Source organism: Leifsonia sp. EB34 (assembly GCF_041260585.1).
Taxonomy (GTDB): Bacteria; Actinomycetota; Actinomycetes; order Actinomycetales; family Microbacteriaceae; genus Leifsonia.
Genome location: NZ_JBGCCV010000002.1, coordinates 404,709 through 430,511 on the forward strand (window position 1 = coordinate 404,709; position 25,803 = coordinate 430,511).

At 65.5% G+C, this 25,803-nt stretch carries 13 protein-coding genes; 11 read left to right on the top strand and 2 right to left on the bottom strand.

Annotated features, from left to right (window positions below):
- The first annotated feature begins 81 nt into the window (after positions 1–81).
- From ABIA36_RS11455 to drmB, 4 genes are read left to right on the top strand one after another with little or no spacing between them, the layout of a single operon-like run.
- Entirely contained in the window at positions 82–4,737 is a 4,656-nt protein-coding gene (locus tag ABIA36_RS11455) for a sacsin N-terminal ATP-binding-like domain-containing protein (RefSeq protein WP_369962496.1), read from the top strand.
- The gene (locus ABIA36_RS11460) at positions 4,734–6,512 is read left to right on the top strand and encodes a UvrD-helicase domain-containing protein (RefSeq protein WP_369962497.1); all 1,779 of its coding nucleotides are present in this window, start codon (positions 4,734–4,736) and stop codon (positions 6,510–6,512) included. Before ABIA36_RS11455 ends, ABIA36_RS11460 begins: the two co-directional genes overlap by 4 nt.
- Positions 6,513–6,516: 4 nt before the next feature.
- Complete coding sequence (locus ABIA36_RS11465) at positions 6,517–9,744, top strand: helicase-related protein (RefSeq protein WP_369962499.1); 3,228 nt, start codon at positions 6,517–6,519, stop codon at positions 9,742–9,744.
- Positions 9,734–11,458, top strand: a complete 1,725-nt coding sequence (gene drmB / locus ABIA36_RS11470; RefSeq protein ID WP_369962500.1) for a DrmB family protein — start codon at positions 9,734–9,736, stop codon at positions 11,456–11,458. The genes ABIA36_RS11465 and drmB overlap by 11 nt, the downstream gene beginning before the upstream one ends.
- Before the next feature lie 397 nt (positions 11,459–11,855).
- Here the strand turns inward: drmB and ABIA36_RS11475 are convergent, their stop codons facing one another.
- Complete coding sequence (locus ABIA36_RS11475) at positions 11,856–12,770, bottom strand: alpha/beta fold hydrolase (protein WP_369962501.1); 915 nt, start codon at positions 12,768–12,770, stop codon at positions 11,856–11,858.
- Positions 12,771–12,961: 191 nt separating this feature from the next.
- On the opposite strand from ABIA36_RS11475, the gene ABIA36_RS11480 reads away from it, so the two are divergent.
- From ABIA36_RS11480 to ABIA36_RS11495, 4 genes are all read left to right on the top strand, one after another.
- Positions 12,962–15,778, top strand: a complete 2,817-nt coding sequence (locus tag ABIA36_RS11480; RefSeq protein ID WP_369962502.1) for an AAA family ATPase — start codon at positions 12,962–12,964, stop codon at positions 15,776–15,778.
- A gap of 159 nt (positions 15,779–15,937) precedes the next feature.
- A complete protein-coding gene (locus tag ABIA36_RS11485) occupies positions 15,938–17,953 on the top strand; it encodes an MDR family MFS transporter (RefSeq protein WP_369962503.1) in 2,016 nt (671 codons plus the stop codon).
- Between the two features lie 61 nt (positions 17,954–18,014).
- Complete coding sequence (locus tag ABIA36_RS11490) at positions 18,015–18,623, top strand: TetR/AcrR family transcriptional regulator (RefSeq protein ID WP_369962504.1); 609 nt, start codon at positions 18,015–18,017, stop codon at positions 18,621–18,623.
- 414 nt (positions 18,624–19,037) lie between these two features.
- Positions 19,038–20,954: a potassium transporter Kup gene (locus tag ABIA36_RS11495; RefSeq protein ID WP_369962506.1), complete on the top strand. Its 1,917-nt coding sequence runs from the start codon at positions 19,038–19,040 to the stop codon at positions 20,952–20,954.
- 6 nt (positions 20,955–20,960) lie between these two features.
- Here ABIA36_RS11495 and ABIA36_RS11500 read toward each other — a convergent pair whose 3' ends face one another.
- Positions 20,961–21,482: a hypothetical protein gene (locus ABIA36_RS11500; protein WP_369962507.1), complete on the bottom strand. Its 522-nt coding sequence runs from the start codon at positions 21,480–21,482 to the stop codon at positions 20,961–20,963.
- Between the two features lie 376 nt (positions 21,483–21,858).
- On the opposite strand from ABIA36_RS11500, the gene kdpF reads away from it, so the two are divergent.
- Genes kdpF through kdpB form a run of 3 tightly spaced genes read left to right on the top strand, consistent with a single transcriptional unit; the run spans position 21,859 to position 25,786 of the window.
- Positions 21,859–21,948, top strand: coding sequence for a K(+)-transporting ATPase subunit F (kdpF, locus tag ABIA36_RS11505; protein WP_081815236.1), 90 nt, complete (start codon positions 21,859–21,861; stop codon positions 21,946–21,948).
- A gap of 2 nt (positions 21,949–21,950) precedes the next feature.
- Positions 21,951–23,624, top strand: coding sequence for a potassium-transporting ATPase subunit KdpA (kdpA, locus tag ABIA36_RS11510; protein ID WP_369962508.1), 1,674 nt, complete (start codon positions 21,951–21,953; stop codon positions 23,622–23,624).
- Positions 23,625–23,626: 2 nt separating this feature from the next.
- A complete protein-coding gene (kdpB, locus tag ABIA36_RS11515) occupies positions 23,627–25,786 on the top strand; it encodes a potassium-transporting ATPase subunit KdpB (RefSeq protein WP_369962509.1) in 2,160 nt (719 codons plus the stop codon).
- The last annotated feature ends 17 nt before the right edge of the window (positions 25,787–25,803 follow it).

Genomic DNA, 25,803 nt, shown 5'->3' on the forward strand with positions numbered 1-25,803 from the left:
TTGATGGAGTCTTGAGTGTCGGGGTGGGACCGCAGTAGTTCGGCGTTGGCTGCCGTCGTCTGGGAACAGACGGATATGTGCATGAACGTGTATGCCGAGGATCCGACACGTGTTTTGCAAGATGCGAACAACGAGCGACGCATCTCACAAGGCGGCTACTCTCGCAGGCAGCTAGAGGAACTCCTGCAAAACGCGGTCGACGCTGCGCGAGATGGCGGTCACCGCGTCGAAGTGGTGCTCACACGTCAAGCCTTGTATGTGGCGAACGACGGCGAGCCATTCGACGAGGCCGGGGTCCGTTCGCTGATGGCTTCGGATATCTCGACGAAGGATGATGAGCGCATCGGGAAATTCGGCATCGGATTCAAGTCAGTACTAGCGGTTTCCGATAGCCCCAAGATCCTCAGCCGCACCGTTTCGTTCGAGTTCAACCGGTCATGGTCTGAGGCGACCCTCAAGGACGCCGGATACGCATTCCCCTATTACCCGGCGATGCGATTGGCGAAGACCCTCGACGCGCGGGTAGAGGCGTCACGAGACACAGAGCTAGCGCGACTGATGGAATGGGCGAGCACCGTTATCCTCATCCCTCTTGCGGTTCCGCACTTCGAACTATCGAAACAGCTTTACGAGTTCCCCGCGGAATTCGTCCTCTTCTCGCCGCACATCCGCAGGGCCGAACTCCGAAATCTGGCGGAACCTGATCCTGAGGCGCGGGCGGGACGAGAAGGTCGACCAAGCGAGCGGTTGATCAGCCAGGAGATCCAAGAGGATGGAACTGTCCTCCTGCGCTCGGGAAGGGCCGCCAGCCACTGGGCCGTGACTCGAACGACCCATACTCCAAGTAGGGCGGCGTTCAAGGAAGCGGGCCACGTCGCGGCGCGCAGAGAGATCGAGTTGCAGTTCGCCCTGCCGCTGCCGCCAGGAACCGGCCTCGGGTCATTCTGGGCTTACTTCCCGACTGCATTCGAGACGACGTTGTCTGGACTGATCAACGCCCCGTGGAAACTCAGCGACGATCGAACAGGTTTGCTCGCGAGCCCGTTGAACACTGAGTTGCTGCAGCTGCTCCCACCTCTCGTCGGCGGTGCCATCAGCCGGTTCGATCAAGGCGACTTCCCTGCTGGAGCTCTCGATGCGTTGCCTGCGCGCGGACGAGAGGCCCGCAACTGGGCGGACCAGTTCCTAAATGAACCGATCTTCGATTTCATGCGGGGGTTCCGTTCGTTGCCAGATGGCATCGGAGCGTTGCGGCTGCCGTCAGAACTCCGCTGGGTAGGTGAGATCGAGCAGGATTGGTTGTCGGCGTGGGCTGCGGTCCCAGGTGCGCCGCTGCAGGACTGGGTCCATCCTGACGCTTACCGGACCCCGGAGCGACGGCTCAAAGTGGAGCGGCTCATGCTGACCCCCGGCGTGGCGGGTACCTCCTCTGGCCTCGATCAATGGCTCGAAGCGCTGACCTCGGACGGGTCCATCGAATCGTCGGCGCACGCGATCGAGCTGGCTGCACGAATCATCCGCGACGCCCAAACTCTTGTAGACCCTGCGAAGCGGTCGCGCGCGGAGAGCGAAGTACGGCAAGCGCGCATCATCCGCCTCGAGGATGGCGAGTTCAGGGCACCGCAGAAGGGCAAGGTATTCGTCCGGGTAGTCGGTCAAGACAGTCATGACGTCGCGTTTGTCGACCGCGAACTCGCGGAACTTCCTGGGGTACGGCAACACCTTGCCGACCTGGGCGTCGTCGTGATGGACAGGACTGGCGAGCTTCATGCGCTCCTCGCCCGCGTCGCAGCAGCTGAGGCCAACTCCACTTCCGACCTCTGGGGTCAGATCTGGACAGTCTTGCGGACTATCCCGCTCGAAACGTCGTTGCTCATCCTTCGTGAGGCACTAGGCCCAAGTCTCGAGTCACGCGTGCGGGTGCGCTCGGCCGCGGGCCACTGGGTGGCGATCGGATCCTGCTATCTCGCCGGAGCTATAGTCCCGGCCGATGGCAGTCGCGACAGACAGGCGTTGATCGACCCTGGCTACCACAGGGAGGACGTCGACGCTCTACGCGAGATGGGTGCCGTCGACGCCCCGACACGACGACACAATTCGCCCTCGGAGTCGTGGTTGTACGAGTTCAAGGACTACGCCGCGCAGAGGTTCATCGCAAAGCAGAATGGCGCAAAGCCGGACCGTTCGAAACTTCTGATCGAGGGGCCTCCGCCGCCCTGGCCGATGGAGCCTTTGATCGGGATGAGCGATCAGGCCAAGGCAGCGGCCACGGATCTGCTCGTGGCCCAAGGTCTCGATGCGCAATGGACGGTTCGACACGTTAGCAATGCGGGCTACGGACAGCTCAGGCTTCCAGCCGCGGAAGCATGGTTCCTACGTCGACATGGTCGGCTCCGCACTTCGTTCGGGCTCCTGCCCCCGCCGCGTGTCCTCGTAGTCGGCGAGGGGATCGATCCGGATTCCCTACCCGCGGTTCAGATCGCGGAGCGCGAGGCGAACGCCATGAATATGCGTGCGGATCCGTCTGATTACGCACACGATGAGTGGCTTGCGCTCAAACAGGCTGCCGATAGGTGGACTGGTTCGGATGCAGACGACCAACGGCGAAGCGATTTCTACGCGTGGCTGCCCGGACGGCTTGACGTCGACTCGCTCGTGGTTAGGGTGGGCGCAGCTCGGCAGTCCGTCGACGTGGGCAATATCGGCGTAACCGCCGACCGGAACGTCTACGAGTCGCTGATTGAGGCTCTCATCCCGGCACTACTCGTGCGCGAGCCCGAGGACGTCAATCGGTTCACGAACCTCTGGAGCATGCCGAGCGCCAGCGATCTGCTCCAAGAAGAGGTGATCGTCGAGCCAGCGGGAGAGTCCAGCTACCTCACCGATGTGTTCCCTCCGATAAAGCTCTGGCTCAAACCTGCAGACTTCGATCTCCTTCTTCAGCCCGTCAGAAGACTCGAGCGCCTGATTGCAACTTCCAGAGGCCAGGTCGGCCGCTCGATCCCCTTCCGTCGTGAAGGCGAGACACTCTTCGTGACAGGGGAAGGGCAACACGAACTTCTTGGCCAGATCTCGTCGTGCCTGGCACTTGACCTGAGCGAGGAAGACATCGCGCGCATCATCCAAGAGATGATGAATCAGGCAGTAGGGGAGCTCACTAGCCGGATCAGGGAATCGGCGGACGATGACGCACGACTCATTGAAGCCGTCGGCGTAGAGGCGCTTCGTCGGATCGTTCCTGCGCTGGCCTTGACGGCGCTGGAGACGCGACCCGACGGTGTCCGCCCCGACGAGATTGCGTCTCTTGCACGCGCTGTCCATGGCGTCAGCATCTTGAAGCAGCTTCGGCTAGTTCTCGACGAGCGAGGGCTCCAGCCGCCGCGCGAGTGGGCTGGCAGGCGGCTGACCCGGCGATGGGTCGAATCCCTCGGCTTCCCCACCGAATGGGCTGGCTTTGCTGATTCACCGCGGCCGGCGGTCGAGATGATCGATGGCCCAGCTATGCTCAGCGGACTTCACGACTACCAGGTCGAGGTCACTGAACGGATCACATCGCTGCTCAGAGGAGTCGGGAGTGATCGCGGTCTGGTGTCGCTCCCAACCGGCGCAGGGAAGACCAGAGTCACGGTTCAAGCTTTGGTGGAGGCAGTTGCGAACGGCGACATCTCGACCGACCGTCCAGTGGTGTGGATCGCGCAGACGGACGAACTCTGCGAGCAGGCGGCCGAAAGCTGGTCGTATGTGTGGCGCGCGATGGGGCCGCAGGTTCCGCTTCGGCTCGGAAGGCTCTGGGCATCAAACGAGCTGGCAGAAGAGACCGGAGCATTTCAGCTCGTTGTCGCCACCATCGACAAGCTCGAATCCATCCGGCGACGTGGTTCCGACGACTACGACTGGATACGAGAGCCCTCAGTGGTCGTTGTGGACGAGGCACATGTCTCGATCGGAACCCTTTACACTGCCGTCCTCGAGTGGCTGGGCCGAGGGGGACGCTCTCGCGATCGGACCATCCGCCGGCCCTTGATCGGTCTAACGGCTACTCCCTTCCGGGGAACGTCGGAAGTCGAGACCGAGCGGCTTGTGAAGAGGTACGACGGGAATCGTCTCGACCGCGGATCATTTCGCAATGCTGACGACCCATATGGCGAACTTCAGGAGAAGAAGGTTTTGGCGCGTGTGAGCCAGACCCTCATCGACGGAACCGATGTGCGCCTTTCCGATTCCGATGTCGCGGCGATCGAGTCCCGCCGCCAATTGCCGGCAGCTGTGAACGACCGCCTTGGCTCGGACCTTGATCGAACTCTTCGAGTCATCGAGTCGATCGCTGAACTGCCAGAAGACTGGACGGTGCTCGTCTTCGCCCCTTCAGTTGAGAACTCACGAGTCCTAGCAGCCCTTTTGTCACATCGGGGCGTTCGAGCTGTCTCGATCTCGGCCGATACGGAGGCGGGTACACGTCGTCACTACATCGACGAGTTCAAGGCAGGTCGGATCAGGGTCATCGCGAACTACGGGGTGCTCGCCCAGGGCTTTGACGCCCCTCGCGTCAGAGCTGTCTACGTCGCGCGGCCTACTTTCAGCCCAAACGTCTATCAGCAGATGGTCGGGCGCGGGCTCAGAGGACCGGAGAACGGCGGTTCGGAGGAGGTCTTGATCGTCAACGTCCGCGATACCTTCGAACAGTTCGGCGAATTGCTCGCGTTCAACGAATTCGAATACCTATGGACGCGTCGATGACGGTTGCAACCCTCGACCCGAGCCAGCAGCTTGCGAGCAACGTGCCCATCGATGAGCGCCAGATCGTTATCGCAGGCCCCGGCTCTGGGAAGACGCAGGTAGTAAGCGCACTCGTCGAGCATCTCGTTGGCGAAGAAGGTGCCGATCCGACCTATGGCGTCCTCGTCATCAGCTTCTCGAACGCGGCCGTTCATGCCGTGGATGCGCGACTAAGGGCTCAGGGCATTCCGCCCGCGCAGGTCCAGACGCTGGATTCGCTTGCCGCGGATTTTGTACGCGAGGAATCGGATGCGGACGTAGGCGTGCTGTCCTTCGATGAGCGCATCCGACTGGCGGATTCGCTCCTGCGAAAGTCCGGTTGGCAGCGACTGCAAATGCTCGATCACGTGATTGTCGATGAGTTCCAGGACATCGTCGGAGATCGTGCAGATTTCCTACTCCGCCTGTTGAAATCGCTCTCGCCAGACGCTGGATTCACAGTGCTTGGCGACCCTGCACAGGGGATCTATGATTTTCAGCTTCGTGAGTCGGCAGGTTCAAGCGAGGGATCCGCGACCACGAGCTCCGATCTATTGGAGGCCGTTCGCCGTTTCAGGGGCGTCTCCGTTCGAGAACTCACCGGGCAGCACCGAGCCCAGAGCCGGGAAGCGAAGTCGGCCGCTGCGTTGCGCGGCTCTGTTCTAGCCGGAGGGTCGGACCTCGACCGCTTCATGTCGAGCATCGCGCGCGCGGGGGACGTGGCAGCACTCGCCCCACAGGTGAATCAGTGGCAAGGGTCGACGTGCTTTTTGACGTCCAACAACGGGCAAGCGCTTCTGGTAGCGGATACGCTGGAAATGAACGGCGTGGACGCGGTCGTTGAACGAGGTCCAAGGCACGCGGTGGTTGCGGCATGGGTGGCCCGAGTCATGAACGCATGCGGCAGCAGGTTCGTGAGTCGAGAGAAATTCATGGATGCCGCATCCAACGTGGCGCCGAATGAGGACCCTTCGGAGCTGTGGCGAGCAGTGCGCGCAATAAGTGGTGCGACCGCTTCGGACTTGGACGTCGAGGTGCTTGCGCGCAGCTTGACGCGTCGCCGACCGCTTCTGCCTGCGCTGCAAGACCGTTCAGAGCTCCGGGTTCGTGTGTCGACGATTCACCGCGCCAAGGGACTCGAGTTCGACAATGTCGTCCTTGTTAACTTCCTAGAGAAGCATTGGCTAGCTCCTGGGCCTGACCAAGATGTTGCACGCACATCCTTCGTGGCCGTGACCCGCGCACGCAGGCTGCTCGCCTCGGCTGACGGGCCGGACGATCGAATGCTGCGGCGAGTGGGACCGAAGGGACACACTCGTTGGTTCGTGTCCGGTCCAAAGAGTTGGATGACGTTCGGAGTTGAACTACGTCCCAATGATTTTGAACGGTCGGAGCCGCCAGGTGACGATGCGGCTTCGGCACAGGCCGTCCTCAACGACTTGGTCGCGCTGCGCGGCGTGAGACTGCAGTTCCGTCTCGATCCGCGGAGGTCGTCGCTCAAGGTGCCGGTATATGCAGCATCGGTCGATGACGCGGTCGTTGCCCACACCTCCCAAGAGTTCGGGGAGGATCTCGCTCGGCGAATCGGAGACCGTCAGACCGGTCGAAGCCCTTGGCCGGCCCTAGGCGACGCTCGACTCGAATCGATAGGCACGGTCGCCTCGTCGGCGAAGGCGGGAGAGGTCGGGCGGCACGGCTTATGGCTTGCTCCGGTGGCCGCTGGAATGGTGCAAGTCCGATGGGATTCAGGGAGCTGAAGCGATGGATGAATGGTATGAAGCGCGCGACCGAATGGTCGAGGCGGTTATTGCGGACCTGATGGGGTCGGAGGAGGACGCAACCCTGACCGAGCCCCCTCTGGACCGGTACATTGTCGGCATCTTGCATCCGCGGAGCCGCAACAAGCAGCAGGAGGCGGCGCTGTTCGCCGACGAAGACCCCGACGACGCTAGCGGTTCAGCCCAGGACGCTCCCGACGACCCCGGCGTGTCGATCGCCAACGTGCGCTACCCGTCTTCAGCTGGTCTGACCGTTGGCGTCAGTGCGGGGACCTCACGTCTTTCGTTCGAGATCCGCGCCGATCGGTATCTTCCTGATAGCTCACGAGAATCGCTCCAAGAGTCGGACGTGCAGACCCGGTCGTCGAAGAAGCGACCGAGCGCTTGGAGAATCTTCCCGTTTCGACGTGATGCTGTGGTGCTGGATCTCGAAACCGGAACAAGGACTATCGGGCTCGAGGACGGGCTGGAACTGAACATTGTGGTGCGCGCGGCTCGAGACGGAGTTCATAGCGTCACCGCCACGCTTGTGAACCGGTTCGTCAAGCCTGAACGAGGAACTTCTGACGAGTGGTGCTGGTTTCGGCCGTTCATCGGCGTCACGACTGAGGGAGGTCAGTTCGCGGATCGCCGCCCAGATGCGGTACTCGCGCACATGGACCTTGACGAGCGGAGTGGCGAGCTTCTGTACCGGAGCGAGCGAAACCTAGCGGTCGGGCACGGCGTTGGGGTGATCTGGAACGAGTCGGCCCACGTTACGAGAGTCGAGACCACGTTCTTCCCATCCCATGACTTGCCTCTAGCCAAGGCTGACATCGATGCCGTGGGTCCGTTGCTGATGGATGACATCGATCAGCCTCTCCAACTTGCGCCATTGTCATCCCTTGTTGACGAGTACGAGGCGTGGGTCGTAAAGCGCCGGCTGCAGCTAGAGACGGAAAGCCTCAACGAAGGACTGTTCCAGTCAGCTCTCCAGAATCTCGACAATGCCGATGCCGCGGTCGCTCGAATGCGCCGCGGAATTGAGATCCTTCGGACTGAGAGACTCCCAGAACAAGCGTTTCGAGTCATGAACGCTGCTATGCGTACCCAGCGTCTGCGGCAGGAGATGATCCGTAACGGATTGGAAGAGCCTCCTCAGACGATGACGCCTGAGTGGCGCCCGTTTCAGATCGCGTTCATCTTGATCAGCATTGAGGGGATCGCAAATCCAACGAGTGCCGAGAGGGACTTGGCGGACCTGCTCTGGTTCCCCACGGGCGGCGGAAAGACGGAGGCTTACCTCGGGCTGATCGCGTTCACGCTTGCGTTGCGGAGACTTCGCGGGGACGGAGTCGACGGAGACGGTGCAGGGGTGGGCGTCCTAATGCGCTATACGCTGCGACTCCTGACGCTTCAGCAGTTTGAGCGGGCCTCCGGGTTGATCTGCTCGCTTGAAAGCCTGCGGAGATCTAATCCGGACTTGCTCGCTGCGGCGCCGTTCTCGATCGGCCTCTGGGTTGGGCAGGGGGCGACACCGAACAACGTGAAGAACGCAGCGAAGGCGCTGCGCAAGATTCGGTCGGGGGAGGACCCCGGGGACCTCGGAGACCCGATGCAGCTGCTTCGCTGCCCGTGGTGCGGCTCAGGACTCGGAGCCGATGACTATGCCGCCGACCAGATCAAGGACCAGTTGACGATCACGTGCCCGAATCGGTCGTGCGAGTTCGCAACTGGCCTCCCTGTCCACTTAGTCGACACGGATGTGTACTCGGCGCGGCCCTCGCTGGTGATCGGTACAGTCGATAAGTTCGCGATGCTGGCGTGGAACGGGAGGAGCGGCGCGCTCTTCGGGCTGGGCCACGATGCAGCGCCGGATCTGATCATCCAGGACGAGCTGCATCTGATCAGCGGCCCGTTGGGCACACTGGTCGGTCTATATGAGACGGCGGTCGACCATCTCGCTACGGACGCGCTCGACGGGTCTCGGCCTAAGTTGATTGCATCGACCGCGACCATCAGGCGCGCCAGCCACCAGGTCAGGTCGGTCTTCGCGCGCGAAGCGCGTCAGTTCCCACCGCCAGGAATCGATGCTGGCGACTCCTTCTTCGCAGTCGACGCAAAGGCGACTGAGAAGGGGACACGACGCTACGTGGGTTTGATGTCGGGTTCTGCCAGCCACTCGACCCTCCTCGTCCGGACCTACGCGGCTGCACTGCAAGCTGCACTCGACCTCGATGTCCCGCCTGAGGTTCGGGACGCGTACTGGACACTGCTGGGTTACTTCAACAGCCTCAGGGTTCTCGGAGCAGCATTCATTCAGTCCATCGACGACGTAAAGGATCGGATCGTCGTCGTGGCGAGCCGAAACGGCACAAGCCCTCGGTCGACGACATCCCCCAGCGAACTGACCTCGCGTGTCAAATCGAGCGACATCCCCCGACAACTGATGTATCTCGCAAAGTCCTTTCCAGACGTGGACAGCCCCGACGTCGTCCTCGCCACAAACATGATTTCCGTTGGCGTCGACATCGACAGGCTCGCCCTGATGGCGGTCATGGGACAGCCGCAGACGACGTCTGAGTACATTCAGGCCACCAGCCGCGTAGGGCGAAGGCATCCGGGCCTGGTGTTCACCATGTACAACTCCGCCCGGTCGCGTGATCTCTCCCACTATGAGAACTTCACTTCATATCATCGGGCTCTGTACAAACATGTCGAGGCGACGGGAGCGACCCCGTTTGCCGCACGGGCTCTAGACCGGGGACTTCACGGTCTCCTGGTCGCTTTGGCGCGGCATTCGGTCGCGGGAGCGAGTGGAGATATCGACGTGGCCGTCCCGGTATCGTCCGAAGCTATCGAACGGATCGCCGATGTGATCGTCTCGCGAGTTCGCTCGAGCTCGACGGGTGACGAGGACATCGAAGCGGTCGAGTCGCAAGTGCGGGAGGCTCTCGGTCGTCTCGTCGAGGATTGGAGCGACGGGGTGGAATCAAATGAGATCAAGCGTTACGCCAAATGGGACCCCCAGGTGGGGAGACCGGATTCGCTCATGATTCCTGCTGGTTCGGAGGGGGTGTTCAACGGCGAGGACGAGTCGCTTGCGTCGGCGTTTCCTCCCTCAGGCACTCCATGGCCCACTTTGACGAGTTTGCGGAATGTCGATCGCGAGAGCACATTGCGCATCATCAATGGAAGACGCGACAGCGGAGCGAGACGAAATGCTGACTGACAAGCCCAAGGCCCGACAGAGCCAGCTCGTAACGACCTACGGGGTGGGGGCGCTCTTTCCGGCTGGGGACCAGAGCTTCATGGTTTGCGGGATCGACGAATGGGATCCGAAGTGGTCCGCCCCCATCGAGGAGCCCCGTCTCGCGGGCTCGCTCGGCGTGCGGGTATTTCGATCTCCTCCCACCGGCCGCCGCAGCGGTGATGTTCCGGTCGTCCGTTTCCCCACCTACCACTACTGTCCAGAGTGTCGGCGTCTCGCACCGTTCTGGCAGTTCGACTCGACCAGGATGCGCTGTGCGGCGTGTGAGCGCGATCTGACGCCCTCGAGATTCGTCGCGTGCTGTGAGAACGGGCATATCGAGGATTTCCCATACTTCAATTGGGTACACAGGGGATCAGCAACAGGTGCCGGAGGGGAGCACATCCTACGACTTCGCTCCAGCGGGGCATCGTCATCGCTCGCGGACGTCGTAATCGAATGTTCGTGTGGCGTGCCACCGTACAACATGGACGGGTCGTTCGCACGATTCGCGTTGAGGGAGATCAAACGATGCGCTGGAAAGCGCCCTTGGCTTCCGGGTGCCCCCGACGAGATGTGCGACAAGCCTCTCCGAGTGCTTCAACGAGGCTCGTCCAACGTTTGGTTCAGCCGGGTGCGTTCCGCCATCTCAATCCCCCCATGGTCCAGCCCGGACGCCAAATTTGTGACCAAGCACTGGGATGTGTTGCAGCACCTCGCCGAGCCGGCTCTATCGCAAGTCCTTGAGTCCCTGTTGGCCGCCGCGTCCCCGGCGGCGGGCCTGTCGCTGGATGGGTTACTGCGAGTAATAGGGCAGCGATCGGGACTCTCGCAACGGGCCGAGGCCACAGACGAGGAGTTGCGACATGAGGAGTATCGCGCGCTGGTCGATGGGCACGAAGGGGGCCCACTCGATTCATTCCGTGCAGAACGGGTAGACGTGGACGTTCGAGTGCGTCCGCTCGTGGCGCAGGTGTCAAAAGTGACGCGATTGCGCGAGGTGCGGGCTCTGGAGGGTTTCACTCGCGTGACGGCTGCGGCAACGGAGACTGCCTCACCCCAGATGGCGAGGCTGAGCCAGGAGCCGATGGATTGGCTACCTGCCACCGAGGTCATCGGCGAAGGCATCTTCATTCAGTTCCAGGAGTCGGCGATCGCGGCATGGGAAGTCTCCCAGCTCGCCACCGAACGGCAGTCGAAGATAGCCGAAGCGTTCGCGCTGCGGGCAGTGGAGTACGGGGATGACCCGGATGGTGCCCCTTCGGCTCGGTTCCTGGGGATCCACGCGCTTGCGCACGCCCTGCTGGTAGAGCTCAGCCTGGATGCCGGATATCCCGTCGGCTCGCTGCGCGAGCGCATCTACGCGGGTCCTGGACAGGCCGGAATGCTCATCTACACGGCCTCGTCGGACGCTGCAGGAAGTCTCGGAGGACTGGCGGCGCTGGCCGACGCGGGGGCGCTAGCCAGCAGCCTCATTGGCGCCACGAGCCGCTGCTCGTGGTGCTCGAACGATCCTGTGTGTGCGGAATCCGGACCTTCAGGGACGGATGGCCTGAATCTTGCCGCATGTCATGCGTGCCTTCTGCTGCCGGAGACTAGTTGTGAGCATCGAAACATCTATCTTGATCGCGTGGGGCTGATCGGCGCCGACGGGGGTGATCGCGAAGGCCTTCTCGCATTCGTTCGCGAAGGTTGAAAAGACCCCGACTGACGTCCGAAATCGGTGGGTGACCGCCGGTTACTATGACCGACCAGCGGGTGCAAAGATTTGTTCGGGCTGTCTTTGTTGAAGACTCACTGGTAACCGTCGCTTTGCGAAGGAGGCTTGCTGGCGGGGGAGTCGTGCTTCCTCCCGAGTCGCAAGTCAGATTTCGGATTTGACTGGCGGTCAAATTTGCCCACAATTTGCCCACAATCGAGTGAGTTCCTATGTGATCGCAGTCATCTCCACGGGGTCGAAAAGCGCGGAATTCCGCGGTTTTTGACATTACGCGGACGGTGCTTAAAGGGTGGTCGCAGTTTTCGAGTCCCTCCAGGGGCACACGCATCGGTGTTTCACGCTCGCGGACGTGAAACCCCGACGCTGTACCGCATCAGCGAGTCGAGTCGACGCTCCCGGTGGCGAGGAACTCGATGAGCAGCTCGTTGACCCGCTCCGCCTCATCGTGGTGCACCCAGTGCGAGGCGCCTTCCAGGCGCTCCACGGCGACGAGGTTCGGCACGTCCTCGGCGTGGGGTTCGGCGAGGCCCGCTCCGAGGAAGCGGTCCTGCTGGCCCCAGATCACGAGTGTCGGAGCGGTGACGGTGAGCACCTTCTGCTTCGAGCCGAGGCGGACGGCCGCGCGGTAGTAGTCGATCATCCCCGTGGCCGCGCCCTCCTGCGACCAGGCCTCCCGGTAGAGGTCGAGCTCGTCCTCGGTGTAGGCGGGCTGGGCGTCGCGGAAGAACCGGGCGAAGAACTTCCAGTCGTCTTTGGCCGCGTGACGCTCGGGCGTGCCCATCAGCTGGAAGTAGAAGAAGTACCAGCTCCGTTCGAGTTGGCGCGGGCTCTTCAGGCCCTCGTTCAGCTTGCGGGGGTGCGCCGCGTTCAGGATGACGAGCCGCTCGACGACCTCCGGGCTGTTCATCGCCAGGGTCCAGGCGATCGAGCCGCCCCAGTCGTGGCCGACGACCGTCGCGGTCTCGCTGCCGAGTGCGCGGATGAGGGCGGCGATGTCGGCGGCCGGCTTGTCCGCGGTGTAGTCCTCGAACTCCGCAGGCTTCGACGACAGGTTGTAGCCGCGGAGGTCGGGCGCGACGACCCGGTAGCCGGCCTGGACGAGCGGTGCGATCTGGTCGCGCCAGCCGTACCAGAACTCCGGGAAGCCGTGCAGCAGCAGCACGAGCGGGCCGGTGCCGGCCTCCACGTAGTGCAGCGTCACGCCGTCGGCGACCTCGGCGAAGCCGTCGCGGAGGCCGACTCCGATGCCGAAGGCCGAACGTGCGGTGGTGGTGGGTGTGGTGTTCATGATGGTTCTCCCTGTGTTCTGAGATCTCGTCTGCTCGGGATCTCGTTTCGATGGCAGCAATGCTCGTCTCCGGGAACGCCCATCGCGCCCGGGAGTCACCCGGGTGCGCACCCGGGCCGATCCCTTGCCGCCGATCCCTTGCCGCCGATCCCTTGCCACTGGCTGCCGCGGTCCCTAGGGTCGGATGCGCCATGACGATCGACGACGAACGCGGCGGGCTGCGGGGACGACGCGGCGAGACGGGACAGCTGGAGCGGTTGCTCGACGAAGCGATCGCCGGTCGGAGTGGCGTGCTGGTGCTCCGCGGCGAGGCCGGCGTCGGCAAGTCGGCCCTCCTCGACGACGTGGTTCGCCGGGCGACAGGGTTCGCGGTCGTGCGCGCGTGCGGTGTGGAGTCCGAGGTGCAGCTCGCCTACAGCGTGGTCCAGCAGATCGGGGCCCGCTTCCCCGACCTGGTCGCCCACCTTCCCGAGCCGCAGCAGTTGGCGCTCGGCACGGCGAGCGGCACACGGATCGGGCCGCCTCCCGACCGGTTCCTCGTCGGGCTGGCGGTTCTGGGTCTCCTCGCCGAGGTGGCGGAGGCCAGGCCGGTGCTGTGTGTCGTCGATGACGCGCAGTGGGCGGATTCCGCGTCGGTGTTGACCCTCTCGTTCGTGGCTCGCCGGCTCGCTGCGGAGCGTGTCGTGATGGTGTTCGCGGTCCGGGAGACGCCGCCGGGAGAGGGGGAGGCCGCGACCGGCGAAGACGACGTGCTGGAGGGCCTGCCGACCCTTCGGCTGCACGGGCTCGCGGATCCGGATGCGCAGGCGCTGCTCGATGCGGCCACCGCCGGCCCGCTCGACGACCGGGTGCGACGACGGATCATCGCGGAGGCGCGCGGCAACCCTCTCGCACTCCTGGAGCTGCCGCGTGATTTCGATGCGGCCGGGCTGGCGTTCGGGCTCGGCCCTGGCGATGTCGGTGCGCTCACGAGCAGGATCGAGCGCGGCTTCGCCCTCCGCGTGGGCCGGCTGCCCGACGGCACCCGCCGGCTGCTGCTGATCGCCGCCGCAGACCCGGCCGGCGACGTCGCACTGCTGCGACGCGCGGCCGAGCTGCTCGGGATCCCCCTGGCTGCGGCCGGCCCAGCGCAGGACGCTGGGCTGCTGGAACTCGGAGCGCAGGTGCGCTTCCGGCATCCGCTGATGCGGTCGGCGGTCTACCGCGCTGCGAGCGCCGCCGAGCGGCGTGCGGCGCATCGTGCCCTCGCGGAGGCGATCACCGGCGAGGTCGACGCCGACTATCGGGCCTGGCATCGGGGTGAGGCGGCAGCCGGTCTGGACGAGGAGGTCGCGGCCGAGCTCGCGGCGTCGGCCGACCGCGCACGGGCTCGCGGCGGCTGGGCGGCGACGGCGTCCTTCCTCACCCGGTCGATGGAACTCACCCCCGACCCGGCGTTGCGCGCGCGCCGCGCCCTCGCCGCCGCGGACGCGCGGACGCAGGTCGGCGCCGTCGACGCGGCGCGTGCCCTGCTCGGGAACGCGCTGGCAGGACCGTTGGACGACCTCGAGCGTGCGCGCGCGCAACTCCTCGACGCACGGCTGTCGTTCGCCTCCACTCGCGGGCGTGAGGCGCCGGCACTGCTGCTGGACGCAGCCAAACGGTTCGAGGCCATCGATCCGGCCGTCGCGCGGGACACGTACCTCGAGGCGTTCACGGCTGCGCTCTTCGCCGGCCGCCTCGCCGACGGAGGAGCCGCGCTGGACGATGTGGCACATGCTGTTGCGACGGCCAGGTGGAGCGACGCCGAGGCCTCGCGGTCGACGGCGTGCGCGCTGCTCCTCGACGGGCTCGCGCTGCTCGTCACCCGCGGGTATGCGTCAGGGGTGCCAGTGCTGCGCCGGTCGCTCGACGCGATGCGAACCGACCCTCTCGCCGATGAGGAGGCGCTTCGCTGGCTGTGGCCGGCCTCCCGAGCCGCTCGCGCCGTGGGCGACGACGTCAGCTGGATGGAGCTGACAGCGCGGCACGTAGCGCTCGCCAGGAGGACGGGGGCGCTCACCATGCTGTCGATCGCGCTCACCGAGCGGTTCACCGTGGAGCTCTTCGCCGGCGACCTCGCCGCAGCGCTGGCCGTCGCCGCGGAGGCCGATGCGGTGACGACGGCGACCGGGAACGGTCTGAGCCCGCACATCGCCTTCCTGCGCGCCGCCTGGGGCGGTGGCGAGGCGGAAGCGCAATCGCTGCTGGAGGCGAGTCGGCGGGATGTCGTCTCCCGCGGTGAGGGGCTGTGGTTCGCGGGCACGGAGTTGACCAGGGCAGTCTTCCTGAACGCGTTCGGGCGGTACGAGGAGGCCCTCGCCGTCGCCGAGCGCGCCGCGACCCATCCGTACGAGCTGGGACTCTCGACCTGGGTGTACCCGGAACTGATCGAGGCGGCTGCCCGCCACGGCGAGCCGGCACGGGGAGCGGACGCCCTCGCCCGCCTCACCGAGATCGCGACCGCCTCCGGCGCCGATTGGGCGCTCGGGACGCTCGCCCGATGCCGCGCCCTCCTCGCCGGTGAGGACGACCCGGAGCCGGACTACCTCGAGTCGATCGAACGTCTCGCCCGCACGCGCATCCGAGTGGGGTCGGCGCGCACCCGGCTGGTCTACGGAGAATGGCTCCGCCGGCAGGGTCGACGCGTCGACGCGCGCGAGCAGCTCCGCGCCGCCCACGAGTTCTTCCGCGAGGCGGGCATGGAGGGCTTCGCGGAGCGAACCCGTCACGAGCTGGCGGCGACGGGCGAAACGGCGCGAACGCGAACCGTCGCCACCGTCAACGATCTGACCGAGCAGGAGGCACTCATCGCGCGCCTCGCGGCGGAAGGCCGAAGCAACCCGGAGATCGGCGCACAGCTCTTCATCAGCCCGCGCACCGTCGAGTGGCACCTGGGGAAGGTCTTCACGAAGCTCGGCGTGACGACGAGGCGGGAACTGCGGACGACGGCGCTTGCGCCTGGTGGTCGACGTCTAGGCGTTCTCTGACCGATTTGCCCAGTCTTCTTGCAGCAAATGCAGGTATGCATTCGTGTATTGTTGCATTGCCTGCAAAAACAGCTTTCGCCGAAGGATTCCGTCTTGTCTACTGCCACCGCGCCCACGAGGGTGCAACCCGCCTCCCTTCCGCAGGGATCGAAGCCGATCATGTCGCATCGGCAGATCCTGCTCGTCATCTACGGCCTCATGGCCGGTATGTTCCTTTCTTCGCTCGATCAGACGATCGTCGGCACGGCGATCCGGACGATCGGCGATGACCTGCACGGACTCAACGACCAGGCGTGGGTGACCACGGCCTACCTGATCACCTCGACCATCGCCGTCCCGATCTACGGCAAGCTGTCCGACATCTTCGGCCGCCGCCCGCTGTACATCTTCGGAATCGTGGTGTTCCTCCTCGGGTCGCTGCTTTCTGCGTTCTCGACCTCGATGCTCATGCTGGCCGCTTTCCGCGCCTTCCAGGGCATCGGAGCCGGGGCGCTGATGTCGCTGCCGCTCGCGATCATGGGCGACATCCTCGCCCCGCGCGAGCGCGCCAAGTACCAGGGTTACTTCCTCGCCGTGTTCGGCATCTCCTCGGTCGTCGGTCCGCTCGTCGGCGGCTTGTTCGCGGGCGCCAACTCGATCCTCTTCGTCGACGGATGGCGCTGGGTCTTCCTCATCAACGTTCCGATCGGCATCGTCGCGCTCGTGATGGTGCTGCTCTTCCTGCACCTTCCGAAGTTCCAGAAGTCCGCCAAGCCGCGGATCGACTGGTGGGGCGCGACCGCGGTCATCGTGACGCTCGTCCCCGTCCTGCTCGTCGCCGAGCAGGGGCGCGAGTGGGGATGGGGTTCGGTCGGCTCGATCGCCTGCTACGTGATCGCTGCAGTCGGACTGGTGACCTTCATCCTGGTCGAGCGGTACATGGGTGCGGACGCGATCATCCCGCTGCGCCTGTTCCGCTCGAAGGTGTTCTCGATGGCCACCGTCCTCGGTGTGCTCGTCGGTTTCGGGATGTTCGGCGCGATGCTGACTCTTCCGCTCTACCTGCAGATCGTGTTCGGGCTGAGCCCGACGGCATCCGGTTTCGCCACGCTGCCGATGATGGCCGGTCTGATGATCGCATCCATCGCATCCGGCCAGATCATCGCGCGCACGGGCAAGTACCGCATCTTCCCGGTCACGGGGACGCTGTTCACCGCGGGCGGCTTCTTCGTGCTGACGTTCCTCACGATCGACAAGCCGCTCTGGTTCCTGATGATCGCGATGTTCCTGATCGGTCTCGGCCTCGGCCAGATGATGCAGACCCTCACGCTGGCCAGCCAGAACGCCGTCGAGGCGAACCAGATGGGTGTCGCCACGGGCGCGTCGACCTTCTTCCGCCAGATCGGTGGAACTCTCGGTGTCGCGGTCCTGCTGTCGGTGCTGTTCGCCGCGCTGCCGGCCAACATCGTCAACGCGACGGCCGACAAGGCGACGCTCAGCTCCGCACTGGACGCCGCTCTGACCCCCTCCGTTGCCCAGGCTCCGGACAACAAGGCGATCATGAAGCAGCTGTGGACGCCGATCGTGACCCCGATCCAGACGCAGGTCCAGGACCAGCTCACCGCGGCGACCGCCAAAGCGAAGGCCGCAGCGGACGCTGCAGTGACACAGCACGTCACGGGCGCCGTCAACGCACAGGTCGCGGCAGGGGTCATCCCGCAGGAGGCGGCGGCCTCGATCATCGCCCAGCAGGTCGCGACGGCGACGCCGGCTGCGGAGGCGGCAGCCCTCGCTGCGGTCGCCAAGGCTGCGCATGCGAACGTCGACAACGGCGCCGTCGAGGTCGACTGGGCGAACGCGAGCCAGCGGAGCTTCTACGTCGACAAGCTCACGCCGACCCTCGTGAAGGAATTGAAGAAGGGCGACTCGAAGGCGAACAACTCCAGCAACAGCGCGACGAGCGACACCTCGTTCCTCAACGGTGCTGACACGCGTCTGAGCAAGCCGTTCATGGTGGGCTTCAACGATTCCGTCGTCCTGGTCTACACGATCGGCCTCGGTGTCATCCTGCTCGCGTTCGTGCTCACCCTGTTCTTCAAGGTGCCGCCGCTGCGCAAGACGTCTGCACTGCAGGAGCAGGCGGACGCAGCCGGATCCACCGAGACCGGAAGCATCCGGGCGGTGGCGGTCTCCTGAACCGCGGGAGCGGGCGGCGGCCCAGCGTCGCCGCCCGTCTCCGCCGGCAGGCACAACGATCATGACCATTCTCGAGACCAGCTCCGAGGCAGTCGGCCTGCGCGAGCGCAAGAAACTCCAGACCCGCAACGCCATCCACGAAGCAGCCTTCCGCCTCATCGACTCGCAAGGGCTGGAGGCCACGACGGTCGAGCAGATCTGCCATCAGGCGGACGTTTCGGGCCGCACCTTCTTCAACTACTTTCCCTCCAAAGCGGCAGCGGCGCTCGAATTCCAGGGCCCGTCCATCCATCCAGAGGTGGAGGAAGCGTTCCGGTCCGCACAGGGCAGCCTCGTCACGGCACTGTGCGACGTGATCGGCAACAGCTCGGAGCGAGGCCTGAGCCTGGTCCGCATAAAACACCTCCTGAGCCGTCATCCCGAACTTTTCACCCCGGCGACCCAGATGATGATGGAGGTGAGGCAGACCTACGTCGACCTCGCAGCTCAGCGCGCAAGCAGTGCGGAGCAGGCGGAACTCGCCGTCATCCTGGTGATGTCGGCCCTCAGCAAGACCATGCACGACGGCAGCACGTCGGATGAGCCGATCGGCGAACAGCTGAAGGCGACCGTTCGGAAGCTCCTCGCCGTCGGTGACGACGAGATGCGGCCGCCACAGCCCGAGTTGTAGCCCGCCCCTCTCGAACCGGTCCGGTTGCGCTGGGTGGAAACCGCAGACGCGGACCTGGGTGACGATCTCGCCGACCGGTACAACGACCTCGCCACGGTCCTCAAGGTGCAGTGCTCCCTCCGCCCTATCGCCGAAAGTCTAGGATGCTGTCGGCGATTGCCACGAACACCTCGCCGATGCGCGACACCCACAGCCTGATCGTCCACGTGCGACCCGGTTCGCGCTTGTCCATTCACTGCCTTCCTTGTGCAAATCGAGGGTAGCGTAGGCGGCTCTCGGGCTCACCGGCCGCAGTCGTGCTACAAGCAGACGTGTGGCGAGGCGGCACGGCCGGCCTCCCGTCTCGCGACGCCGGTGTAAGGATCTCGTTAGGACCTCGCCCACGCCAGTGAGTCGCGTCCTACGCTACGTCTCGTGATCAGCCCAGCACGCTCGTCGGCGAGCCCAACGCGGCTCGTGTTGATCGTCGGCGCTCTCGGGGTCGTGTTCGGGGACATCGGGACCAGTCCGATCTACACGTTGCAGACTGTCTTCAACCCCGGGGACCCGCACCCGGTGGCGTTGACGGTGGACAACCTGTACGGCGTCGTGTCGCTGATCGTGTGGTCGATCGTGCTGATCGTGACCGTCACCTACGTGCTGCTGGCGATGCGGATGGACAACCATGGCGAGGGCGGGATCATGGCGTTGCTCACCCTGCTGCGCCGCTGGGCTCCTCGGGGCCGAGCCCGCACGGTCGCGTTTCTCTCGGGGTTGGCCGTTCTCGGCGCAGCCCTGTTCCTCGGGGACAGCATGATCACACCGGCGATCTCGGTGCTCTCCGCCGTCGAAGGTCTGAAGGTGATCAACCCGGGACTGGCAGAATGGGTGGTCCCGCTCACCGCCGTGATCCTGCTGGTCCTGTTCCTCGTGCAGCGGTTCGGCAGCGCCGCGGTGGGCCGCCTGTTCGGGCCGGTCATGGTGGTCTGGTTCGTCGTCATCGCGGTGTGCGGGATCTCCGGGATCATGAGAGACCCCGGCATCCTGCTCGCGCTCCTCCCCACGTACGCGATCGGGTTCCTCGTCGGACACTTCCAGATCGCGTTCTTCGCTCTGGCGGCCGTCGTCCTCGCGGTCACGGGCGCCGAGGCGTTGTACGCGGACATGGGCCACTTCGGGCGCTGGCCGATCTCCGTCGCCTGGCTGTTCCTCGTCTTCCCGGCGTGCGCGTTGAGCTACCTGGGGCAGGGGGCGTTGCTCCTGCAGAAGCGTGCGAACCTGTCCGCCCCGTTCTTCCTCCTCGCGCCGTCGTGGGCGCAACTCGCTCTGGTTCTCCTCGCGACCGCGGCGACGGTGATCGCCTCGCAGGCGGTCATCTCCGGCGCGTTCTCGGTCGCCGCGCAAGCGTCCGGCCTCGGGTATCTGCCGAGACTCCGGGTTGCGCACACCTCGTCCTCGACGCATGGGCAGATCTATGTGCCGTGGATGAACTGGCTCCTGATGGTGTCGGTGATCACGCTCGTGTTCGCCTTCCGCAGCTCCGCCTCGCTCGCGTTCGCCTACGGGATGGCGGTGACGGGGACGATCACGATCACCACGATCCTGTTCTTCTTCCTCGCCCGGCAGCGCTGGTCGACGCCGGGATGGGTGCTCTGGGGCGGCGCCGTCGTGCTGGTCTCGGTCGACCTGCTGTTCGTCGCGGTCAACCTCACGAAGTTCACCCACGGCGCGTGGCTGCCGCTGGCGATCGGGTTGGCTGCCTTCACCGTCATGACGACCTGGCAGCGCGGGCGGGAGCTGATCACCGACCGGCGAACGCGTGCGGAAGGGTCGTTGACCGAGTTCGTGCGAGATATGCGCTTCGATCCCGACCTCGTCTACCGGGTGCCGGGGACGGCCGTGTTCCTCAACCCCGGCAGCGAGACCACACCACTGGCACTGCGGGCGAATGTGGAGCACAACCACGTCCGACACGATCGGATCGTCATTCTCACGGTCACCGTCGACACGGTTCCCCGGGTCGACGATTCCGCGCGCGTTCAGGTGATCGATCTGGGCGACCCCGCGGACGGGATCGTCCACGTCACCACCCGATTCGGCTACACGGAGACGCCGGACGTTCCGCGGGCGCTGCGACTGCTGCAGCCGGAACCGCCCGAGGGAGCCCTCGATGTCGAAGGAGCCAGCTACTTCCTCTCCAAGATCGAGCTGCGTGAAGGCCGGGACCGGGGAATGGCCCACTGGCGCAAGCGCCTGTTCCTCGCTGCCGCCCACATCACCAGCGATGCCAGCAACTACTTCGGGCTGCCCCGCAACCGCGTGATCGTGATGGGGTCGCAGATCGAACTCTGAGAGAGCTCATCGGCCGCACCGGGCCGGCGTCCACGGGTCCGGCGTTCCGTTGTCGTGGAGGTGGCGGCGATCGGGGTCGACCTGGCGCAGGAGGGCCGCGCCGCGACACGGCAGGGCGAGCAGGTCGCCGACGCGAAGGTCGGAGACCAGCTCGTCCACGCGCACGGGCGCTGCGGCTTCCCGCGCCGGGTGGATGCGCGCCCGGGAGTCGCAGGCGGTGGACACCCGTCCGATCATCCGCAGCTCGTCGATGACGACGGGCGCGTCCGCGAGGCGGGCGTCGATCCAGACGTCGATCGAGCCATCCGCGGCTCGGGTGACCTGGCTCACCCGGGTGACGATGACGGCGGCGACCTCGGTGGCCGACGGCATGCCCCCGGTGCCGGGGATCACCGCGGCGGCGGTGTGGACGCAGGGTGTGCCGCACCATTCGGCCAGGTGGGTCAGGGAGACGCCGGCGACCGTGACGTCCGACAGCGATGTGGTGGTGAACTCGGGCCAGAGGTCGCGGCCGAGGGGGTTGGGCATGGAGGCGTCGGTGCCCTCCTCACGGAACCCCTACGGGCGGTCGGCCGAAACTAACGGTTCGCGAATGTCCCCCTTGCCGGGTCCGTTCACCCGGGCGGAGCGGCTCGCGGCCCAGCGCGATCGGGCCCTGCCGGGGGGAAAGCGTTAGGACTTCCGCGCCCGGCGTATGGATCGCGTTAGGACGCCGTTCCGGGCCGTCTCCGTCGACTTGTATAGGTGATTGATTCCGGCAGAGCGCCGGATCCCCGCGTGCCGCCGACTGGCCGGGACGCGGAAACCCGGATGGAGACATTCCCGTGTTGGACCTGATTTGCGTCGTGGGGATCATCGCGCTGGGCGCGATCGTCGCCCTGGTCGGCCGAGGGGTGGAGAAGCTGTGATCTTCTTCAACCTGCTCGCGGCGGCACTGGCCGTCGCCTCGATCGCGTACCTGGTGTACGCCCTGCTGAAGCCGGAGAAGTTCTAGAGATGACCGCCTGGCTTTTCGTGGCGCTGCTCGCCACGCTCGTCCTCCTGCTCGGGTTGTCGTATCGCCCGCTGGGCGACTACATGGCCGCGACCTTCACGTCGAAGAAAGACCTCCGGGTGGAGCGCGGCTTCTACCGGATCATCGGCGTCGACTCGCGGGTCGATCAGAGCTGGCCGGTCTACCTGCGCAGCGTGCTGGCGTTCTCCGTGCTCGGTGTGCTGCTCGTGTACGCGCTCCAGCGGGCGCAGGCGGTGCTTCCGTACTCCCTCGGCCTGCCCGCCGTGCCGGAGGGGCTGTCGTTCAACACGGCGATCTCGTTCGTGACGAACACGAACTGGCAGTCGTACTCGCCCGAGGTGACCATGGGCTACACGGTCCAGATCGCCGGTCTTGCCGTGCAGAACTTCCTGTCCGCCGCCGTCGGCATCGCTGTCGCGATCACGCTGGTGCGCGGGTTCGCCTCCCACCGCTCCGGCACAATCGGCAACTTCTGGGTGGATATGACCCGGGCGACCCTGCGCATCCTGCTGCCGCTCTCGATCGTCTTCGCCGTCATCCTCATCGTGGGCGGCGTGGTGCAGAACTTCAACGGGTTCACGACCGTGAGCACGCTCACCGGGGGCACGGCGACGATCCCGGGCGGTCCGGTCGCGTCGCAGGAGGCGATCAAGCTGCTGGGCAACAACGGCGGCGGATTCTTCAACGCGAACTCCGCTCATCCGTTCGAGAACCCCACCGCCTGGACGAACCTCATCGAGATCTACCTGATGCTGCTGATCCCGTTCTCCCTCCCGCGCACGTTCGGGAAGATGGTGGGCGACAACCGGCAGGGTTACGCGATCCTCGCCGCGATGGCGTCCATCTTCGTCGTCTCCCTGGTCGCTATGACCCTGTTCGAACTGCAGGGAGCCGGGACCGCGACCCAGGCGGCCGGCGCCGCGCTCGAAGGCAAGGAGCAGCGGTTCGGCATTCTCAGCTCCACGCTGTTCGGGACCTCCAGCACGCTGACCTCGACCGGTGCGGTGGACTCCGTGCACGACAGCTTCACGCCGCTGGGCGGGATGATGGCGATGCTGAACATGATGACCGGCGAGGTCGCTCCCGGTGGTATCGGCGCCGGCCTCTACGGCATCCTCATGGTCGCGGTGATCTCCGTGTTCCTCGCCGGGCTGATGGTCGGCCGCACCCCCGAGTACCTCGGGAAGAAGATCGGCTCGCGGGAGATCAAGCTCGCCAGCCTCTACATCCTGATGACACCGGCCCTGGTGCTGCTCGGCACGGGCCTGAGCTTCGCGATCCCCGCGATCAAGGACAACGTCGAGAAGGTCTCGATCTTCAACCCCGGCCAGCACGGCTTCTCCGAGGTGCTCTACGCGTTCACGTCGGCGGCCAACAACAACGGCTCCGCGTTCGCCGGCCTCACCGCGAACACGCCGTGGCTGAACGCCGCACTCGGCACCACGATGTTCCTCGGCCGGTTCCTGCCGATCGTGTTCGTCCTGGCGCTCGCCGGGTCGCTGGCGATGCAGGACAAGGTCCCGGCGACGTCGGGCACGCTGCCCACGCACCGGCCCCTGTTCGTCACCTTCGTCGTCGGCGTGGTCATCATCGTCGCCGCACTCACCTACTTCCCCGTTCTCGCGCTGGGTCCCCTGGCGGAAGGGCTGCACTGATCATGTCGACACTCACCAACACCGCTGACCCTCGCGGACAGCACCACCAGGAGCACGGCGAGAGGGCGCCGCAGGGCGCCTTCAACGCCCGGCAGCTCATCGCCGGCCTCCCCGGCGCGTTCCGCAAGCTCGACCCGCGCGACATGTGGCACAACCCGGTCATGTTCATCGTGGAGATCGGCGCGGCCCTGACGACGATCCTGGCGATCGCCGAGCCGTTCCTCGGCCAGCAGAAGTCCGGAGGGACGGTGACGACCATCGCCTTCACCTGGGCGATCGCCGTCTGGCTGTGGCTGACCGTGCTCTTCGCCACGCTGGCCGAGTCGGTGGCAGAGGGGCGCGGGAAGGCGCAGGCGGCCAGCCTGCGCAAGACGCGGACCACCACTGTGGCGAACCGGGTGACCGGTTACGACGAGAAGAACGACGCCGCCGCGACGGCTGCCGCGGTCACGCAGGTCGCCTCGGGCGATCTCACGCTCGGCGATGTCGTCATCGTCACCGCCGGGGAGCTCATCCCCGGCGACGGGGACATCATCTGGGGGATCGCCTCGGTCGACGAGTCGGCCATCACGGGCGAGTCCGCGCCGGTGGTCCGCGAGTCCGGAGGCGACCGCAGCGCCGTCACCGGAGGCACCCGGGTGCTCTCCGACCGCATCGTCGTGCGCATCACGAGCAAGCCCGGCGAGACCTTCGTCGACCGGATGATCAAGCTCGTGGAGGGCGCGGCCCGGCAGAAGACGCCCAACGAGATCGCCCTGAACATCCTCCTGGCCGCGCTGACGATCATCTTCGTCGTCGTCGTGCTCGTCCTCGGCCCCACCGCCGGGTTCGCGAACGCCGCGCCGAGCGTCACCGTCCTCGTCGCGCTGCTCGTGTGTCTGATCCCGACCACGATCGGCGCCCTGCTCTCCGCGATCGGCATCGCCGGCATGGACCGGCTGGTGCAGCACAACGTCCTGGCGATGTCTGGACGCGCGGTCGAGGCGGCCGGCGACGTGACGACCCTGCTGCTGGACAAGACCGGCACCATCACCTACGGCAACCGGCAGGCTGCGGAGTTCACCGCGGTGGCTGGCGTGCAGCAGGCCGACCTGGTGAAGGCCGCCGCGCTGGCGTCCCTGAGCGACCCCACTCCCGAGGGCTCCTCCGTGGTGACCCTCGCCTCGGAGCTCGGCTACACGCACGAGGGAGACCTGGCCGGCGAGGTCGTGCCGTTCACGGCGCAGACCCGGATGAGCGGCGTCGACTTCGCCGACGGGTCGCAGGTCCGCAAGGGCGCCGCGTCCATGGTGGTGGCGTGGGCGCAGGAGTCGGCCCCGGTGCCGTCCTCGATCCTCAGCGACCTGGACGAGAAGGTGCTGCGCATCTCCGAGGCCGGCGGCACCCCGCTCGCGGTCGCGACCAAGTCGGCGACGGGCGAGGCGACGATCCTCGGTGTCATCTACTTGAAGGACATCGTCAAGACCGGCCTGACCGAGCGGTTCGCCGACATGCGCCGGATGGGGATCCGTACGGTGATGATCACCGGCGACAACCCGGTGACGGCGCGGGCGATCGCCGCCGAGGCGGGTGTCGACGACTTCCTGGCAGAGGCGACACCCGAGGACAAGCTCGCGCTGATCCGCAAGGAGCAGCAGGGCGGCAACCTGGTCGCGATGACCGGTGACGGCACCAACGACGCTCCCGCGCTCGCGCAGGCGGACGTCGGGGTGGCGATGAACACCGGCACGTCGGCGGCGAAGGAGGCCGGCAACATGGTCGACCTCGACTCCGATCCGACCAAGCTGATCGACATCGTCCGGATCGGCAAGCAGCTCCTGATCACCCGCGGCGCACTGACGACGTTCTCGATCGCCAACGACGTCGCGAAGTACTTCGCGATCATCCCCGCGATGTTCGTCGGGGTGTTCCCCGGCCTGCAGGCGATCAACATCATGCAGCTGCACTCGCCGTCCTCGGCGATCCTGTCGGCGGTGATCTTCAACGCGATCATCATCGTCATCCTGATCCCGCTCGCGCTGCGCGGCGTTCGCTACCGCGCCACTTCGGCCTCGCTGTTGCTGCGCAGCAACCTGCTGATCTACGGCCTCGGCGGCATCATCGCCCCCTTCATCGGCATCAAACTCATCGATCTCGTGATCGCCCTGATCCCCGGATTCTAAGAAACCAGAACGGAACT

Coding starts and splice junctions, on each gene's coding strand:
- ABIA36_RS11455 (WP_369962496.1), top strand. CDS start 82: ATGAACGTGTATGCCGAGGATCCGACACGTGTTTTGCAAGATGCGAAC.
- ABIA36_RS11460 (WP_369962497.1), top strand. CDS start 4,734: ATGACGGTTGCAACCCTCGACCCGAGCCAGCAGCTTGCGAGCAACGTG.
- ABIA36_RS11465 (WP_369962499.1), top strand. CDS start 6,517: ATGGATGAATGGTATGAAGCGCGCGACCGAATGGTCGAGGCGGTTATT.
- drmB (WP_369962500.1), top strand. CDS start 9,734: ATGCTGACTGACAAGCCCAAGGCCCGACAGAGCCAGCTCGTAACGACC.
- ABIA36_RS11475 (WP_369962501.1), bottom strand. CDS start 12,770: ATGAACACCACACCCACCACCACCGCACGTTCGGCCTTCGGCATCGGA.
- ABIA36_RS11480 (WP_369962502.1), top strand. CDS start 12,962: ATGACGATCGACGACGAACGCGGCGGGCTGCGGGGACGACGCGGCGAG.
- ABIA36_RS11485 (WP_369962503.1), top strand. CDS start 15,938: ATGTCGCATCGGCAGATCCTGCTCGTCATCTACGGCCTCATGGCCGGT.
- ABIA36_RS11490 (WP_369962504.1), top strand. CDS start 18,015: ATGACCATTCTCGAGACCAGCTCCGAGGCAGTCGGCCTGCGCGAGCGC.
- ABIA36_RS11500 (WP_369962507.1), bottom strand. CDS start 21,482: ATGCCCAACCCCCTCGGCCGCGACCTCTGGCCCGAGTTCACCACCACA.
- kdpA (WP_369962508.1), top strand. CDS start 21,951: ATGACCGCCTGGCTTTTCGTGGCGCTGCTCGCCACGCTCGTCCTCCTG.
- kdpB (WP_369962509.1), top strand. CDS start 23,627: ATGTCGACACTCACCAACACCGCTGACCCTCGCGGACAGCACCACCAG.